Origin of the sequence: Pseudomonas sp. B15(2017), from assembly GCF_002113215.1 — a bacterium.
Classification (GTDB): domain Bacteria; phylum Pseudomonadota; class Gammaproteobacteria; order Pseudomonadales; family Pseudomonadaceae; genus Aquipseudomonas.
The window spans coordinates 1-15,684 of the sequence record NZ_NEJZ01000012.1 but is presented as its reverse complement, the minus strand read 5'-3'; the positions used below and the strand labels follow the sequence as shown (position 1 = coordinate 15,684).

Annotated in this window: 15 protein-coding genes and 1 pseudogene; 5 read left to right on the top strand and 11 right to left on the bottom strand. The window is 60.2% G+C overall.

Annotated features, from left to right (window positions below):
• Positions 1-9: 9 nt before the first annotated feature.
• Positions 10-480: a tRNA (adenosine(37)-N6)-threonylcarbamoyltransferase complex ATPase subunit type 1 TsaE gene (gene tsaE / locus CAF73_RS18065; protein ID WP_085701315.1), complete on the bottom strand. Its 471-nt coding sequence runs from the start codon at positions 478-480 to the stop codon at positions 10-12.
• Positions 468-1,967 carry an NAD(P)H-hydrate dehydratase gene (locus CAF73_RS18060; protein WP_085703403.1) on the bottom strand — a complete coding sequence of 500 codons (1,500 nt, stop codon included), beginning with the start codon at positions 1,965-1,967 and terminating at the stop codon, positions 468-470. The genes tsaE and CAF73_RS18060 overlap by 13 nt, the downstream gene beginning before the upstream one ends.
• A gap of 63 nt (positions 1,968-2,030) precedes the next feature.
• Between CAF73_RS18060 and queG the strand changes: the two genes are divergently transcribed.
• Entirely contained in the window at positions 2,031-3,110 is a 1,080-nt protein-coding gene (queG, locus tag CAF73_RS18055) for a tRNA epoxyqueuosine(34) reductase QueG (RefSeq protein WP_085701317.1), read from the top strand.
• Here the strand turns inward: queG and CAF73_RS18050 are convergent.
• Positions 3,092-3,703, bottom strand: a complete 612-nt coding sequence (locus CAF73_RS18050; RefSeq protein ID WP_039766632.1) for a trimeric intracellular cation channel family protein — start codon at positions 3,701-3,703, stop codon at positions 3,092-3,094. The two genes, queG and CAF73_RS18050, sit on opposite strands and share 19 nt — an antisense overlap.
• Before the next feature lie 83 nt (positions 3,704-3,786).
• Positions 3,787-4,329: an oligoribonuclease gene (orn, locus tag CAF73_RS18045; RefSeq protein ID WP_007950739.1), complete on the bottom strand. Its 543-nt coding sequence runs from the start codon at positions 4,327-4,329 to the stop codon at positions 3,787-3,789.
• A gap of 107 nt (positions 4,330-4,436) precedes the next feature.
• On the opposite strand from orn, the gene rsgA reads away from it, so the two are divergent.
• From rsgA to CAF73_RS18025, 4 genes are all read left to right on the top strand, one after another.
• Positions 4,437-5,468, top strand: a complete 1,032-nt coding sequence (gene rsgA, locus CAF73_RS18040) for a small ribosomal subunit biogenesis GTPase RsgA (RefSeq protein ID WP_085703402.1) — start codon at positions 4,437-4,439, stop codon at positions 5,466-5,468.
• Between the two features lie 210 nt (positions 5,469-5,678).
• The gene (locus CAF73_RS18035) at positions 5,679-6,086 is read left to right on the top strand and encodes a TIR domain-containing protein (protein ID WP_085701319.1); all 408 of its coding nucleotides are present in this window, start codon (positions 5,679-5,681) and stop codon (positions 6,084-6,086) included.
• A gap of 2 nt (positions 6,087-6,088) precedes the next feature.
• Positions 6,089-7,048 (top strand): caspase family protein, encoded by a 960-nt coding sequence (locus CAF73_RS18030; protein ID WP_085701320.1) that lies wholly within the window; start codon positions 6,089-6,091, stop codon positions 7,046-7,048.
• The gene (locus tag CAF73_RS18025) at positions 7,048-7,533 is read left to right on the top strand and encodes a toll/interleukin-1 receptor domain-containing protein (RefSeq protein WP_085701321.1); all 486 of its coding nucleotides are present in this window, start codon (positions 7,048-7,050) and stop codon (positions 7,531-7,533) included. Before CAF73_RS18030 ends, CAF73_RS18025 begins: the two co-directional genes overlap by 1 nt.
• Before the next feature lie 59 nt (positions 7,534-7,592).
• Here the strand turns inward: CAF73_RS18025 and CAF73_RS18020 are convergent, their stop codons facing one another.
• The 7 genes and pseudogenes from CAF73_RS18020 to CAF73_RS30215 all read right to left on the bottom strand — a co-directional run.
• Positions 7,593-8,534, bottom strand: coding sequence for a DUF6708 domain-containing protein (locus CAF73_RS18020; protein ID WP_085703401.1), 942 nt, complete (start codon positions 8,532-8,534; stop codon positions 7,593-7,595).
• Positions 8,531-9,442 (bottom strand): DUF6708 domain-containing protein, encoded by a 912-nt coding sequence (locus CAF73_RS18015; RefSeq protein ID WP_085703400.1) that lies wholly within the window; start codon positions 9,440-9,442, stop codon positions 8,531-8,533. The genes CAF73_RS18020 and CAF73_RS18015 overlap by 4 nt, the downstream gene beginning before the upstream one ends.
• On the bottom strand, positions 9,439-10,401 hold the full coding sequence (locus tag CAF73_RS18010; protein ID WP_085703399.1) for a hypothetical protein: 963 nt from the start codon (positions 10,399-10,401) through the stop codon (positions 9,439-9,441). The genes CAF73_RS18015 and CAF73_RS18010 overlap by 4 nt, the downstream gene beginning before the upstream one ends.
• On the bottom strand, positions 10,398-11,318 hold the full coding sequence (locus tag CAF73_RS18005) for a DUF6708 domain-containing protein (protein WP_085703398.1): 921 nt from the start codon (positions 11,316-11,318) through the stop codon (positions 10,398-10,400). Before CAF73_RS18005 ends, CAF73_RS18010 begins: the two co-directional genes overlap by 4 nt.
• The gene (locus tag CAF73_RS18000; protein ID WP_085703397.1) at positions 11,315-14,587 is read right to left on the bottom strand and encodes a toxin VasX; all 3,273 of its coding nucleotides are present in this window, start codon (positions 14,585-14,587) and stop codon (positions 11,315-11,317) included. The genes CAF73_RS18005 and CAF73_RS18000 overlap by 4 nt, the downstream gene beginning before the upstream one ends.
• Positions 14,584-15,417: a DUF4123 domain-containing protein gene (locus tag CAF73_RS17995; protein ID WP_085703396.1), complete on the bottom strand. Its 834-nt coding sequence runs from the start codon at positions 15,415-15,417 to the stop codon at positions 14,584-14,586. The genes CAF73_RS18000 and CAF73_RS17995 overlap by 4 nt, the downstream gene beginning before the upstream one ends.
• A pseudogene (locus CAF73_RS30215) lies at positions 15,414-15,684 on the bottom strand (type VI secretion system tip protein VgrG); the annotation flags it as partial. The pseudogene CAF73_RS30215 and the gene CAF73_RS17995, both read right to left, overlap by 4 nt.

The following is a 15,684-nucleotide window of genomic DNA, read 5'->3' as shown; positions in this document are numbered from 1 at the left end:
CCCCATCATTCAATTGGTTTCCAATGCCAAAGCGGCACACCAGGCCTCGCCGCGCGAGCCCTGGGACAAAATGGTCAGCGAACGTCCGCTGTCTTGCGGGCTAATGGTAATGGTCAGGTCAGGCTTTGGCAAAAAGCCTGCACCTTTATCGGGCCATTCGATCAGGCACAGGGCATCGTCTTCGAAATAGTCGCGGATCCCGAGAAACTCCAGCTCTTCCGGATCGACCAGGCGATACAGATCAAAGTGGAAGGCCCGGATGTCACCGATCTCGTAGGGCTCGACCAAGGTGAAGGTCGGACTTTTCACCGCCCCGATGTGCCCCAGACCGCGAATGATGCCCCGCGACAACGTGGTTTTGCCCATCCCGAGGTTGCCTTCGAGAAAGATCAGGCCATGGCCCTGGGTGATACGGGCGATGCGTGCGCCAAAGTCGCTCATGGCCTGTTCATCGGCCAGGTACAGGGTTACTTCAGACACGGTGCATGCTCCTCCAACAACTGACGAATGACTGGAATCAGATCACTGGCCGCCAGCCCACGGCCGAATTTACCTTGTTGCAGACCGGCGTTGGCGTGCAGCCAGACCGCCAGGCACGCGGCATCGAAACCGTCCATGCCCTGAGCCAGCAGCGCGCCGGTCAGACCGGCCAGCACATCGCCGAGTCCCGCGGAGGCCATGGCCGGATGGCCTTGATGACACAGCGCCAGACGACCATCGGGATGAGCAATCAGACTGCCCGCGCCCTTGAGCACCACCACCGCTGTATATTTTTTGCTCAACGCCAGCGCCGCCGCCGGACGATCGGCCTGCACCTCGGCGGTGCTGATCCCCAGCAGCCGCGCGGCCTCCCCCGGATGCGGCGTGATCACGCAATCCCTGGGCAGACTGACAAAACCGGAAGCCAGCAGGTTCAACGCATCGGCATCCCACACCTGCGGCAACGGCGCATTGGCGGCAGCTGACAACAGCGCCCTGCCCCAACCGGCCTGACCCAGCCCCGGCCCGACCACCAGCACGGACACTTTTTCCAGCAGCCCCATCAATTGATTGGCCGAAGAAGCGCCCAGTGCCATGGCTTCCGGTATCCGGCTCAGCGCCGCCGGGACATGTTCCGGGCGCGTCGCGACCGAGACCATCCCGGCACCACTGCGCAACGCACTTTCGGTACTCAGCAGGATTGCCCCGCCAAACCCGTGATCACCGCCGATCAGCAGCACATGACCAAATCGTCCCTTGTGCGCGGCCGGCGAGCGGGCAGCCAGACGCGGAAGGTTCGCCACGTTGAGCCGGCGAGCGGCGACAGGCAAGTCACTGAAGTGCTCGGCAGGCGCCTGCAGGTCGTTAAACAGCAGTTCGCCGACATGATCCGCCGCCGCACCCGTGAACAGCCCGAGCTTCAGGCCGATGAACGTCACGGTGAGGTCAGCGTGTACCGCATCACCCAGCGCATGACCGGTGTCGGCGCACAACCCGGAAGGGATATCGACCGCCACCACAGGCAGTCCACTGGCATTGATCGCCGCAATCGCAGCGGCGTAGGGCTCACGCACATCGCCGCTCAGGCCGGTGCCGAGCAACGCGTCAACGACGATACCGCGCAACTCGCAGGATAGATCCCATGGGGCAATCGAGACACCATCGGCCACGGCTTCGGCGTGCGCCACGGCGGCATCGCCCTTCAAGCGTTGCGGCTCGCCGACAGCCAGCACCTGAACCTGCCAACCCGCCCGATGGGCCAGCGCTGCCACCAGATAACCATCGCCGGCGTTGTTGCCGTGCCCGGCCAGCACCGTCATTTGATTCGCGGCCGGCCATTGGCGTACCAGCGCGCGCCACGTGGCATGGGCGGCACGCTGCATCAATTCGAAGCCAGGCGTGCCGGCGGCGATCAGTCGTGCATCGAGTTCACGCACCTGCGCGGCACGGTACAGCGCGTCGGGTAATTGATCTTTAGTGTTCGGCATGCGTCTTCGGGCTCCGATGTCTGGCAGAATTATACGCACCTCAGCTCCGGTTTCTCTCGCCTCATGTCCGCCATCACCACAGATCTGCCTGCCCTCGCCCAATCCATCAAGGACTGGGGCCGCGAGCTGGGCTTCCAGCAAGTCGGCATCAGCGGTCTGGATCTGGCCGAGCATGAACAGCACCTGCAACGCTGGCTCGAGGCCGGCTACCACGGCGAAATGGATTACATGGGCGCCCACGGCAGCAAACGCTCGCACCCCGAAGAGCTGGTGCCGGGCACCTTGCGCGTGGTGTCGCTGCGCATGGACTACTTGCCGGGCGACACACAAATGGCGCAATTGCTGGCCAAACCGGAAAAGGCCTACATCTCGCGTTATGCCTTGGGCCGCGATTATCACAAGTTGATCCGTAAACGCGTTCAACAACTGGCGGACAGGATTCAATCCGAGATCGGGCCGTTCGGTTTTCGCGCCTTCGTCGACAGCGCACCGGTGCTGGAGAAAGCCATCGCCGAACAGGCCGGGCTGGGCTGGATCGGCAAAAACACCCTGGTGCTGAACCGCAAGGCTGGCAGTTACTTTTTTCTCAGCGAACTGTTCGTCGACCTGCCGCTGCCAGTGGATGAGCCCCACAGCACCGAACATTGCGGACGCTGCACCGCGTGCCTCGACATCTGCCCGACCAACGCCTTCGTCGGCCCCTATGTGCTGGACGCGCGACGCTGCATTTCCTATCTGACCATCGAGCTTAAGAACGCCATCCCCGAAGATCTGCGACCGCTGATCGGCAACCGCGTGTTCGGCTGCGACGACTGCCAGATCTGCTGCCCGTGGAACCGCTTCGCCCGCCCGTCCGGCGAAATCGACTTCAAGCCACGACACAATCTGGACAACGCCGAGCTGGCCGAGCTGTTCTTGTGGGATGAAGACAAATTCCTCAGCAGTACCGAAGGTTCGCCGCTACGCCGCGCGGGATACGAGCGCTGGCTACGCAATCTGGCGGTGGGGTTGGGAAATGCGCCATCGAGCATCCCAGTGCTGGAAGCACTCAAGGCACGACGCGACTACCCCTCAGAGCTGGTACGCGAACATGTGGAATGGGCGCTGAAACAGCACGCCGACCGTCAAGGCGCGTCGTTATAGACGAACTTCGGCATTTCCCAGTGGAAGCGAATCGCCAACAGCCGCAGTAGAAAACCACCGAACAACGTGATCAGAATCGCCTGTTCACTCGGCACGTTGAGAAACAGACAGAGCATGTAGCACCACGCCGCGGCGAACGAGACGCTGGCGTAGAGTTCGCGGCGGAAGATCAGCGGGATGTCGTTGCAAAAGATGTCGCGCAGGATGCCGCCGAATACCCCGGTGATCACGCCGCTGACCGAGGCCACCAGCATGCCATGGCCCATTTCCAGGGCGGTCATGCAGCCGATCAGAGTGAATGCCACCAGACCGACCGCGTCGAGCACCAGAAACAGCGAGCGCAGGTGACGCATCCAGCGTGCGGTGAACACGGTGATCATCGCCGCAATCGTTGTCAGCACCAGGTATTCCGGGTGTTTGACCCAGGTCAGCGGGTAATGCCCGAGCAGCACGTCACGCACCGAACCGCCGCCCAAAGCCGTGACGCAGGCGATCAGCACCACGCCGAACCAGTCCATGCCGCGACGTCCCGCAGACAGGGCGCCAGTCATGGCTTCGGCAGTAATGGCGACGAGATAGAGCATCAGCAACATGGTGGCGATCCTGGCAGGAAGGCGCGCAGTCTACTCACTTCGCCGGGGCACCAAAAGAGGGCGCCCCGGCGCGGGTGCCGATCTCAGAACTTGATGAAATGCTTGCGGTAGTGCTGCAGCTCGGCGATGGATTCGCGGATGTCATCCAGCGCCAGGTGAGTGCTGCCTTTCTTGAAGCTGTCTCGCACGTCCGGCGCCCAGCGTGCGGCCAGTTCCTTGAGCGTCGAGACGTCGAGGTTGCGGTAGTGGAAGTAACTTTCCAGCGACTTCATGTGGGTATAAAGGAAGCGACGATCCTGGCAGATGCTGTTGCCACAGATCGGCGACTTGCCCTTCGGCACCCACTTTTCGAGGAAGGCGATGGTTTCGGCTTCCGCCTCGGCCATGCTTACGCGGCTGTCGCGCACGCGTTGGGTCAGGCCGGAGTTGCCGTGCGTGCGGGTGTTCCACTCGTCCATGCGGGCGAGGACTTCGTCGCTGTGGTGGATGGCGATCACCGGACCTTCGGCCAAGGTGTTCAGGTCACTGTCGGTGACGATGGTGGCCATTTCGATGATGACGTCGTTTTCCGGATCCAGACCGGTCATTTCCAGGTCGATCCAGATCAGATTCTGCGGGTTTTGCATATTTCGGCTCCTGAGCAATGCTGCGCAGTTTAGCCTAGGCAGCCTGCCGGGCGTGCTAAACTCGCGGCCGTTTTACCTAATCGCTGCATTCTTCAGACGGAACACCCATGGCCAAACGCCAACTCAATCGTCGTCAAAACTGGCGCATCGAAAAGATTCAGGGCGAGCGCGCCGCCCGCGCCGCCAAACGCGAGTCCTCAGCAGTCGAGGCGCTTGAAGGCGGCGATCTGGGCCCGGAGCAACACGGCCTGGTGATCGCCCACTTCGGTGTGCAGGTCGAGGTCGAGGCCGTTGACGGCGAACTGGCCGGCCAGGTCTTCCGCTGCCACTTGCGCGCCAACCTGCCGGCGCTGGTGACAGGCGACCAGGTGGTCTGGCGCGCCGGCAACCAGGGCATCGGCGTGATCGTCGCGCAACTGCCGCGCACCACCGAGCTGTGCCGTCCGGACAGCCGTGGCCAGCTCAAACCGGTGGCCGCCAACGTCGACATGATCGTCATCGTCTTTGCCCCGATGCCCGAGCCCCATGCCAACCTGATCGACCGCTATCTGGTCGCGGCCGAGCACGCCGGCATCCGCCCGTTGCTGCTGCTGAACAAATTCGACCTGATCGACGAACAGAACGCCCCTGCGCTGAATGCTCTGCTGGCCGTCTACCGCACGCTGGGTTACCCGGTGCTGGAAGTCTCGGCGCACCATGGCAACGGCATGGAGCAATTGCAGAAACAACTCGACGGGCGCATCAGCGTGTTCGTCGGCCAGTCGGGTGTGGGCAAGTCGTCGCTGGTCAACAGCCTGTTGCCGAACGTCGAAACCCGTGTCGGCCCATTGTCCGAGTGGTCCGGTCAGGGTCAGCACACGACGACCACCGCGCGGCTGTTCCACTTCCCTGGCGGCGGTGAACTGATCGACTCCCCGGGCATCCGTGAATTCGGCCTCGGCCACGTCAGCCGCGCCGACGTTGAAGCCGGCTTCATCGAGTTCAACGACCTGCTCGGCACCTGCCGCTTCCGCGACTGCAAGCACGATCGCGAACCCGGTTGCGCACTGCTCAAGGCCCTGGAAGACGGCCGCGTGCAGCAGCAGCGAATGAACAGCTACCGCTCGATCATCGCCAGCTTGCCGGAAAACGGTTACTGAACATCCGCGACGGCAGCACCTCGCCCGAGGGCTGCCGTGTGTCGGACCGCGTCTGACAAACCCGGTAATCTGTTAAACGTCTGACCTTTCTGACAGCTCCGCCCACACCTGCTTGCAGGACATTTCTCTTTCACCGCTCAGGCCTTGTTGGCACACGCCAGATGCCTACATTGGGTTCCTCCTTCGCACTGTCGCGACCTCCGAGGCCCCATGCAAACCTACCATTTGTTCATCAGCCACTCCTGGAACTACTCCGGCTCCCACGACAATCTGATCCGCCTGCTCAGCGATCACCCGACGTTCACCTTCAAGAATTTCTCGGTGCCACCGCATAATCCGATCATCGACGCCCGCACTGACAAGGAGCTGGAAGAGACCATCGAAAACAAGATCCGCCCATGCTCGGCAGTGCTGGTCATGGCCGGTATGTATTCGGCCTACAGCAAATGGATTCAGAAGGAAATCGAGATTGCCAAACGTCTAGGCAAGGTGATCATCGCGATTCGTCCCCATGGCGCCGAACGCACCGCAAAAGTGGTCAGCGACGCCGCGCATGTCGAATGTGCGTGGAATACCAACAGCATCGTCAGCGCCATACGCCTTCATACGGCGGTGTAATCATGCGCAAGGGACTGTTTATCGGCATTAACCACTACACCCACGTTTCGCCGCTCAGCGGCTGCAACAATGATGCAATGGCCATGGCCTCGGTGCTGGAGCGCCATGCCAGCGGACGGCCCAACTTCAGCAGCAAGGTGCTGACTTCGGCGGAGGAAGACCTCTCGCTCACGGCCATGAGGCAGCACATCCAAAGCCTGTTCTCGGGCGACTGCGATGTTGCGCTTCTGTATTTCGCCGGCCATGGCCAGTTCGATACCAGCATCGATGAAGGGTTGCTGATCCCCCAGGACTATCAGCCCGGCGGCGACGGCATTCGCATCAGCGACATTCTGCAGTGGGCCGACAACGCCCAGCAGATCAAGAACAAAATCATCATCCTTGATTGCTGCCAGGCTGGCGCCGCCGGTGCCGTGCGCAACTTGCGCGGCGGCAGCAGCCTGATCGGCGAAGGCGTGACCATTCTCACCGCCTGCAAAAAAGAACAGTCCGCCCTGGAAAGCCGTGGCCATGGCGTGTTCACGGACCTGCTGCTTCAAGCCCTGCATGGCGGTGCCGCCAACGTGCTGGGCAAGGTCACTCCCGGCAGCGTTTACTCGTTCGTCGACAATGCCCTGGGGGCCTGGGAGCAGCGGCCGGTGTTCAAGACCAATGTGTCGCAGTTCGTACCACTGCGCGAGGTCGCACCGCTGATCGCCGAAGAAACCCTGCGCAAGCTCAAGGACTGGTTTCCGGAACCGAGTTTTGTCTTCCGGCTAGACCCCAGTTTCGAACCCACCGCCGCCTCGTTCGATCCCGATCACGGTGACATCTTCAAACAGTTGCAAATGTGCAACCGCCACAGCCTGATCGAGCCGGTGGACGCCGAACACATGTATTACGCCGCCATGCACTCTACCGGGTGTCGCCTGACAGCTCTGGGTGCCTATTACCGCGAACTCGCCCTCAAAGGACATTTCTGATGCCCGTATTCATCAGCTACCGCCACATGGACCGCGCCCACGCCCTCGCGATCGATGCCCGCTTGAAGCAGGCCAATATCAAAACCTATCTGGACGTGCTGGATCCCGAATCCCAGACCACCGACGACATCACCGGAGTCATCACCCGCAACATCACTGAATGCACCCACCTGCTGGCGGTGGTCTCGGAGTCAACCGCGTTGTCCTGGTGGGTGCCGTTCGAGATCGGCGAAGCGACGATCAGCAACCGGCGGATCTGTTCCTTCAGAACGGGCGCCGCCCAACTGCCGCTGTACCTGGACAAGTGGCCGAAGCTGAGCACGGCCAACGACCTGAACTTCTTCATCGACGCCTACCGTGAAGAAGTGACGAACAAACGCTCGATGACGCTGGATTCAAGTAACGAATCCTTCAGCGGCACCTACAGACGCAACGCGGAAATCTTCCATGAACAACTGAAAAACCGGATTCGGCGGGGGTTCTGACAGACGCAAAAAAGCCGCGATTATCGCGGCTTTTTTGCATTCAGAGTGCAGGGCCGGCCTCAAACCCGCTCGCTTTTGGCCGGTGCAGCGAGTTCAGCCTCGCGCTGGGCGATGGCGACCTCTAGTTCAGGAGAGCGTTTGGCCCATTGTTCGGGAGGGAGGGGTTTTGACCATTCGATGATGTCGGGATGGGGCAAGTCGGGGGGCGGATATAGCTTTTTTCTTTGCAGATAAGTCGCGAGAGGTGCATTGAAAATGAATACGCCGAATACGCCTTCCCATAACAACGTCAAGAACCAGCCACGCTCTTTGGCTTTATCTTTCATGTAATCGACGTAGTAACGCAGGTTGGCGCCTGAATTGAGCGCTGCGGCATCCGGCGATGCTTCTGGCCCGATCTCCATGTAACTGCGCATGCATTCCCACAACGCCATCGCTGTAGTGCCACCGCCGCAGTTGAAGCCCAGCGAAAAATGCTTGTTGTCTTGGGTGGCATCCGGGTCGGGATTTTCGAAACCGATGACCAGTAAACCCATGGTGTTTTTACCGGCCTGACTGACCGACGACTGCTGGGTGGCGGCCGCTGTCACGCTTTCCCAAGGGACGATCCAGTATTCGCCGTTGTCACGGGGGACGCAGACTTCCCGGCGTTGGCGGTTGAAGCGCACGGGTAAGGGGACTTCGCGGAAGAGGCCTTGAATCAACCAAAAAATCGGGAGGGCCATGATACATGCGCCCAGGATCAAAATGTCCTGACTGAAATCAGAAGTCAGATTTCGAGTAAAAAATGACATTGCTAAAAACACCATCACTCCCGGCCACATCACCATCACCGCTGAACCGATGCTGTAGTTGCCTATGTCAATGAAGACGTCGTTTTTGCGCCAGACGATATTGAGCACGTCACAGGGCTTTCTCCCGGTTGGAATCGGCAATGGCGCCAAATAGTCATTGCGCGAGAAAATCCCCTTCTTCGTGGTGCCGGCCGGTGGCGTGCTCATTCCTGCGCCTCAACTCGTCCGGCCAGCTCGGCTTCGCGTTTGGCAATGGCAACTTCCAGGTCCTGGGAGCGTTTGGCCCATTGTTCGGGAGGGAGGGGTTTTGACCATTCGATGATGTCGGGATGGGGCAATTCCGGTGGATGGGAAAGCTTCCAGTCCTGGAGCTTTTCCGCCAGATAAGTGCCCAGAATCGTAATGCAGAATATTCCCCACAAAACGCTCAACATGTCCCCTTTGCGCAGATCAACGATGAGCGATCCGATTTGGGTTTCTTCATAAGGAGCAATACCAACCCGACTTTCAGGCACTGCCTCTGGCCCGATTTCCATGTAACTACGGGTGCACTCCCACAACGCCATCGCCGTCGTACCACCGCCGCAGTTGAAGCCCAGTGAAAAATGCTGGTTGTCTTGGGTGGCATCCGGGTCGGGGTTTTCGAAACCGATGACCAGTAAGCCCATGGTGTTTTTACCGGCCTGACTGACCGACGACTGCTGGGTGGCGGCCGCTGTCACGCTTTCCCAAGGGACGATCCAGTATTCGCCGTTGTCACGGGGGACGCAGACTTCCCGGCGTTGGCGGTTGAAGCGTATGGGTAATGGGACTTCGCGGAAGAGGCCTTGGACCACAAATAAAATAGGTATTCCTACAATGATTAATCCGCCTCCCCATATCATCGGATCGGGAGTGATGTAATTCATAAGTGCGAACAGCATCACCATTGGCCAAAGCACCATCACCGCCGAGCCAATGCTGTAGTTACCGATATCGAGAAACACCTCGTTTTTGCGCCAGATGGTATTGAGCACGTCGCAAGGCTTTTCCCCTGTAGGAACAGGCAACGGCGCCAAATAATCATTGCGGGAAAAAATCCCTTTCTTCGAAGTGCCTGCCGGTGGCGTGCTCATTCCTGCGCCTCAACTCGTCCGGCCAACTCGGCTTCGCGTTTGGCAATGGCGACTTCCAACTCAGGGGAGCGTTTGGCCCATTGTTCGGGAGGGAGGGGTTTTGACCATTCGATGATGTCGGAATGGGATAAGTCGGGGGGCGGAGATAACTTCCACTCTTGCAACATCATTGCCAGCGGAGCGCCCAGAAAAATGGCCCCGATTATCAACCAGGCAGCCTTACCGACTTCCTGTGCAACCAGATGGTGTCTGATGCCGTCCAGATATTCACATGTAATGCCCCAAACAACGCTTCTACCTCGCAGTTTTGCCCGCCCGCCCTCAAAATCATTGGTCTGTGGCAAAACATGCAGCCCGATCTCCATGTAACTGCGCATGCATTCCCACAACGCCATCGCTGTCGTGCCACCGCCGCAGTTGAAGCCCAGCGAAAAATGTTTGTTGTCTTGGGTGGCATCCGGGTCGGGATTTTCGAAACCGATGACCAGTAAACCCATGGTGTTTTTACCGGCCTGGCTGACCGACGACTGCTGGGTGGCGGCCGCTGTCACGCTTTCCCAAGGGACGATCCAGTATTCGCCGTTGTCGCGGGGGACGCAGACTTCCCGGCGTTGGCGGTTGAAGCGTATGGGTAATGGGACTTCGCGGAAGAGGCCTTGTATTAAAAAGAAGGTTGGCACTCCAATAATGAACGTCGTCATGACTGCAAAAATATGCATCTCGTCATGATCATTGCGGAACAGATATCCCATGAAGGCGAACAACATCACCATTGGCCAAAGCACCATCACTGCCGAGCCAATGCTGTAGTTACCAATGTCGAGAAACACCTCGTTTTTGCGCCAGATGATGTTGAGCACATCAGAGGGTTTTCTACCGGTGGGAATAGGCAACGGCGCCAAATAATCATTGCGGGAAAAAATCCCCTTCTTCGTAGTGCCTGCGGTTGGCTTGCTCACACCTGCGCCTCAACTCGTCCGGCCAGCTCGGCTTCTCGTTTGGCAATGGCAACTTCCAGCTCCTGGGAGCGTTTGGCCCATTGTTCGGGAGGGAGGGGTTTTGACCATTCGATGATGTCGGGATGGGGTAAGTCGGGGGGCGGATATAGCTTTTTTCTTTGCAGATAAGTCGCGAGAGGTGCATTGAAAATGAATACGCCGAATACGCCTTCCCATAACAACGTCAAGAACCAGCCACGTTCTTTGGCTTTATCTTTCATGTAATCGACGTAGTAACGCAGGTTGGCGCCTGAATTGAGCGCTGCGGCATCCGGCGATGCTTCTGGCCCGATCTCCATGTAACTGCGCATGCACTCCCACAACGCCATCGCCGTCGTACCACCGCCGCAGTTGAAGCCCAGTGAAAAATGCTGGTTGTCTTGGGTGGCATTCGGATTGGGGTTTTCGAAACCGATGACCAGTAAACCCATGGTGTTTTTACCGGCCTGACTGACCGACGACTGCTGGGTGGCGGCCGCTGTCACGCTTTCCCAAGGGACGATCCAGTATTCGCCGTTGTCACGGGGGACGCAGACTTCCCGGCGTTGGCGGTTGAAGCGTATGGGTAATGGGACTTCGCGGAAGAGGCCCTGGATCAACCAGAAAACGGGGAGAGCCATAATACAAGCGCCCAATATCAACGCATCAGGGTCTTCGAAGGCGTAGGCCAGTCCCAAAAACAACATTACTCCCGGCCACATCACCATCACCGCCGAGCCAATGCTGTAGTTACCGATATCGAGAAATACCTCGTTTTTGCGCCAGATGATGTTGAGCACATCAGAGGGTTTTCTACCGGTGGGAACAGGCAACGGCGCCAAATAATCATTGCGGGAAAAAATCCCCTTCTTCGTAGTGCCTGCGGGTGGCGTGCTCATCGCTTGTCCTTGGGTTGCAGGTAAATGGCGCCGGGGTGGTCCTCACCGAGCGGGTAGTTCGGCACACGATCAAGCTCGGGTGTCGGGTCGTTTCTCAGGGCGATGACACCTGTGGAGTTGTTCAAGGTGAACGCCAGTCCTCGTTCTCCGCCGATGAAGCTTCGAGCACCGAGTATCCCGGTCAATGGCGTGCGATAACGCAACCTGAGCGACAACGTGCCAGGTGGGGTGCGCAATACGTCTTTCACCTCTTTGAATGGGCCGCTTATACGCAAACCCCGACCTTCCTTGATCGGTATCCACTGGCAACTGCTGCTGGACAACCAGAAGGGCGTCATATCGCGCCAGGGACGGGGAGGCCTGAAATAGTCGATCGGACTATTTTTGATCAGGTAGCGGTTTTCGAGGGTATCTACCGGGTCACCGACCATGCTCAGCTCCAGGTAGACACTGTGTGGCTCGGCGCCTGGCAAGTCGATAGTCAGGGAATCAATGGCGCTGACGTAAGTCAGGCCGGAACGGCCATTATCAGGTGCCTGCCTGGCGCTGCTTTGCATGGAGACCCGAGGGGTATAAAGGATGAGGTACAAACGGTCGAGTTCTTCCTGTTGGGCTTTTGGCGCGATGGGCCCCAGATCGATAGCCCGCGCTTTAGACCAGCAGCAGTTGTTCAGGAAGTTTTGCAGCGGCGTCTTTTCGAAAATCCAGGCCGTCAGATACAGCAGACCCAAACCGGCAATGATCCAGTTCAATGGCCCCATGTAGAGCGTGTAACGCAAGATGGCGACGTCTACTGTGATTGCCCCCGCCAAGGCACGGGCGGTATAGCCAAATCCTAACAATGCCTGGGCGCCAAACACGGCTACTTGCCCACCGACCACGGTCTGACGTATTTCCAGCCATGGATCAATCCGGTTATGGGAATCCTCTAATTGCAATTTCAAGGATTTGAATTCTTGCAAGGCGGCATAAGCCGACAACCCGCCAATCACCCCACCAAACAACGTAAGCGCCGGCGCAGCAGTTCCGAAGAAGTAAAACCTATCCCTCCCCAACCCCACCCTCACCTGACTATCCACCACCGCCACCAACGCCGCCGCCCCGTAAAGACTCGCCGAAATCGTGTCATTCACCCGGCGCCCTTCCATCCCCTCCAGCACCCCGGCCTCTTTCAAGTAGTTCTGCACATTCACCACGTTCACCAGCAGCGCCGCCATCGGCACAACGCCCCCGCTGTTGACCACCACCGGCGAATTGACGATCCGTTCCACCCGCCCGACGCCAATCGCCTTGCCTGTCTTGTTCACCCATTGGGCCAGTGCCTCGGCCCGTTGCCCCAGCAACGCCCACACCTGTCGCCCGCCCTCGGACACTTGCTGCAAACGGCTTTCACCCCCCAGCCTCGCCGCGACGAAGATGCTCATCCACGACGCACTGAAGCCGTTGTCACCCTTGAGCAGCAACAACGCCGCTCCCAGCCGGTTGACCAGCACACTCCATTGGCTGGCGGCGTCCCGGGCCATGGTCGCGATGTCATCCAGCACCACTGCGCTCAACGGCGCCAGCGCCTGATGGGTGGCGCTGATGTTGTCGGCAGATAGCGCGGCCATCAGCTCGCTCAGGCGCGAGGCATTGTTGACGGCCGCTTCGAGTGAGGGCGTCCAGGCGTTGAACAGTTGCCGGAGTGCGCCCCCGTCGGCGGCGCGTACATAGTCGGCGTATTGCTCGGCGCCCTGGGCGCGGATGCACTGGGCGGTCAGGCAGCCGGTGGCCAGCTCGGTCAGCCACTGGCGCGCCGCCAGGTCGTTGAAGTCGACAAACCAGGTGCCGCTGGACGAGCGTTTGAGGTACAGCCCCCGGTCAGCGAACAACGCCGCGTGCCGCTCTTCGAGTTGTTGAAAGTGGGCGGCGGCCGTGTCGCTGAACCAGGTGTTCATCGCGTCGAGATCGATGTACTCGCCGACCTTGGCGCCGAACGGGTGATTGTTCAGGTTGGCGAGTTTTTCCGCGCGATATTCGCGGACAAGGACCTCGGCCTCGCGGTACAGGTCTGCCGGAATAAACGCCCGCACCGGCGCGACAATCGCTGCGATGCGGGCATCGCGGGCGGCGGATTCTGCATGACTCGGCTGACCGCCATACTGCCGGGCCCGGGTTTCAGCCTTGAGCTCTTCCTCCAGTCGATGCTGGGCGTCGAGCATGATCCGGCCCTGCGCCGGCGTGAGGCTGATGTCTCGATCCTTGTAGCGGTAGCTGAGATTGCCGGCCAGCTCTGCACCGTCCTCAGTGATCAGGCTGCGCACAAACCCGCCGATGCTCAGGCGCAGGTTGTTTTCGCCGAGCCATTGCTCGTGGCCGGCTTCCAGCCATTCCTGTTCATGGTTGATATCGCGCAGCACGCCAGGATCGTCATCCAGACAGGCGAAGACGGCGAACAGGCAGTCGCTTTGCGCCCTGGCGTTGTCCAGCCAGTCCCGGGTGCCCTGACCGTCCCATGGCTCGGCGCTCCACTCGCCGGGCGGCTGGTCGCTGGCATCGGGGTGTTGAGCGAGCACCTTGTTGCGCTCGCGGATCCGGTGCATGGCATCGGTGTAGGCCTTGATGTTGGCCACAGTCGGATCCTTCAGCAGTGTCGCGCCGAGGGCGTCGGTGTCCTCGGCATTTTTTTGCTGATCGGCTTTCATCGACCGGGCATAGGTGTTCGGCAGAAGTTCGGCCATGACCTCATCGGCACGCTCCAGGGCCGGGCAGTGCGGGGCCTGTAATTCGTCCGCCACTGTGCGCAGCGCAATACATCGCATGTGCTGAGTGCGTTTGGCGCTGTCCTCGCTCAGTGACTGACAGTGCTCGGCACCCAGGGGGAATTCGCTGTAAAGCATCCAGGCATCGTGAGCTTTTGGCAGCGACAGGCCGGCCAGCGTTGCGTCGGCCACAAGGGCGGGCCCCGCGTCCAGCGGCTGCGCCTGCAACAGCCCTTCGGCTGAAACGGCGTAGCGCTTGAGCGGCCCCTGATGCTGCCAGACGTACACAAACCCCGCCCGCAAGCGACGCGTTGCCATCGGGCGACTCTCGGGCGCGATACCGGGAACGCAACAGGCGTGTTCGGCCTTTTCGTGCGCCAGCGCATAGCGCACCGGTACCACAAACAGATCAGGCTGACTGGCGGGACACGGATGCACCGTGCTGTTGATATCCACATGTGGCTGGGCTTTGGCGGCCCGTTCGGCCTGCGCGGCCTGGTCGACCATGGCCAGTTTTTCGGCGCTCATAGGGTGAGGTCCTTGTCAGTCAGCAACTGATGCGTCAATGCGCTGTTGAGGTTGTCCAGGCGCTGGTGGGGCAACACACCAGGCTCGGCCAGCAACTGCCGGTAGGCGCCGTGCTCCGGGCCATCGGGAAAGTCCGCCCCCAGCACTGCGTAGAAACGCGCCCAGAGCAGCACCTCCTCCACGGCACTGAAGCCATTGCGCGCCGCACTGCCCTGACAGTCCATGGCCCATTGCTGCAAAGCCGTCGGTTCCTGCGATCCAAGGCATTTCGGGAAATACCGCAGAGCATGTTCGATCAGTTGCCCGGCGAATGTCCGGCGTTTCGCAGCGTTCAGGTCATTGAGCTGCTCTGCCGTGAACACCAGCCACGGTCTGTCCGCGTAAGGGATCGCCGGTTGCTCGGTGAGCTGCCGGATCTGCAGGCCCGGCAGCCGGATCAGGTGCACCGGCCCCATCAACCGATCCCGCTCTGCTGCGGGCTTGTCCGCCAGCCACAACGCGGTGATGCGGGGATCGTAAAAGCGAAAGAGCACGGTCACATCACCCTCGACACGGGCGTGGATCAGGCTGCGCAAATGCTCCAGCAATGCCCCCTCATCGGCTTGCGACTCCAGCCAGAGCCCCGCCGTCGTGCTCCACTCCTGTGAAAAGACCTGCGCCAGAGGACTGTCAGGGGTCACCGCCACCAGTACGGGGCCTGCTTTATCCAGAGCGCTGTAGGCCGTGCGCTGATAAAGCGAGTGAGGCATTACGCCTCCCGTCAGCTCGAACAGGCGTTCCGGAAGGTTTTCGATCTGGATTTGATCCAGCAACAGATACGCCCGATTCATGCGCTCACCTGCGCCAGTTTTTCGCACACGGCGCAGACGGACGCAGCCTGCTCTGCTGCCTGAGCCAGGGCGGCCAATTGCGTGGTCACGGATAACGCAAGGAGCGTTTGTGAAGACTCCGGCGCCGCCAGTGCCGACTGCGCGGCGGCCCCCGCCACCGGCGCACCGCCCTCGACAATCGCCACGCTGCTGAAGATCCCGCCCGAATTGATCACGATGTGATGCCCGCCCGCCGTCAGCGTCAGGCTGGTCCCGGCATCGATCACC

What these genes read in the sequence shown, in the direction of transcription:
- CAF73_RS18060 (WP_085703403.1), bottom strand. Translation starts at nt 1,967, where the DNA reads ATGCCGAACACTAAAGATCAATTACCCGACGCGCTGTACCGTGCCGCG.
- queG (WP_085701317.1), top strand. Translation starts at nt 2,031, where the DNA reads ATGTCCGCCATCACCACAGATCTGCCTGCCCTCGCCCAATCCATCAAG.
- CAF73_RS18050 (WP_039766632.1), bottom strand. Translation starts at nt 3,703, where the DNA reads ATGTTGCTGATGCTCTATCTCGTCGCCATTACTGCCGAAGCCATGACT.
- orn (WP_007950739.1), bottom strand. Translation starts at nt 4,329, where the DNA reads ATGCAAAACCCGCAGAATCTGATCTGGATCGACCTGGAAATGACCGGT.
- rsgA (WP_085703402.1), top strand. Translation starts at nt 4,437, where the DNA reads ATGGCCAAACGCCAACTCAATCGTCGTCAAAACTGGCGCATCGAAAAG.
- CAF73_RS18035 (WP_085701319.1), top strand. Translation starts at nt 5,679, where the DNA reads ATGCAAACCTACCATTTGTTCATCAGCCACTCCTGGAACTACTCCGGC.
- CAF73_RS18030 (WP_085701320.1), top strand. Translation starts at nt 6,089, where the DNA reads ATGCGCAAGGGACTGTTTATCGGCATTAACCACTACACCCACGTTTCG.
- CAF73_RS18025 (WP_085701321.1), top strand. Translation starts at nt 7,048, where the DNA reads ATGCCCGTATTCATCAGCTACCGCCACATGGACCGCGCCCACGCCCTC.
- CAF73_RS18020 (WP_085703401.1), bottom strand. Translation starts at nt 8,534, where the DNA reads ATGAGCACGCCACCGGCCGGCACCACGAAGAAGGGGATTTTCTCGCGC.
- CAF73_RS18015 (WP_085703400.1), bottom strand. Translation starts at nt 9,442, where the DNA reads ATGAGCACGCCACCGGCAGGCACTTCGAAGAAAGGGATTTTTTCCCGC.
- CAF73_RS18005 (WP_085703398.1), bottom strand. Translation starts at nt 11,318, where the DNA reads ATGAGCACGCCACCCGCAGGCACTACGAAGAAGGGGATTTTTTCCCGC.
- CAF73_RS18000 (WP_085703397.1), bottom strand. Translation starts at nt 14,587, where the DNA reads ATGAGCGCCGAAAAACTGGCCATGGTCGACCAGGCCGCGCAGGCCGAA.
- CAF73_RS17995 (WP_085703396.1), bottom strand. Translation starts at nt 15,417, where the DNA reads ATGAATCGGGCGTATCTGTTGCTGGATCAAATCCAGATCGAAAACCTT.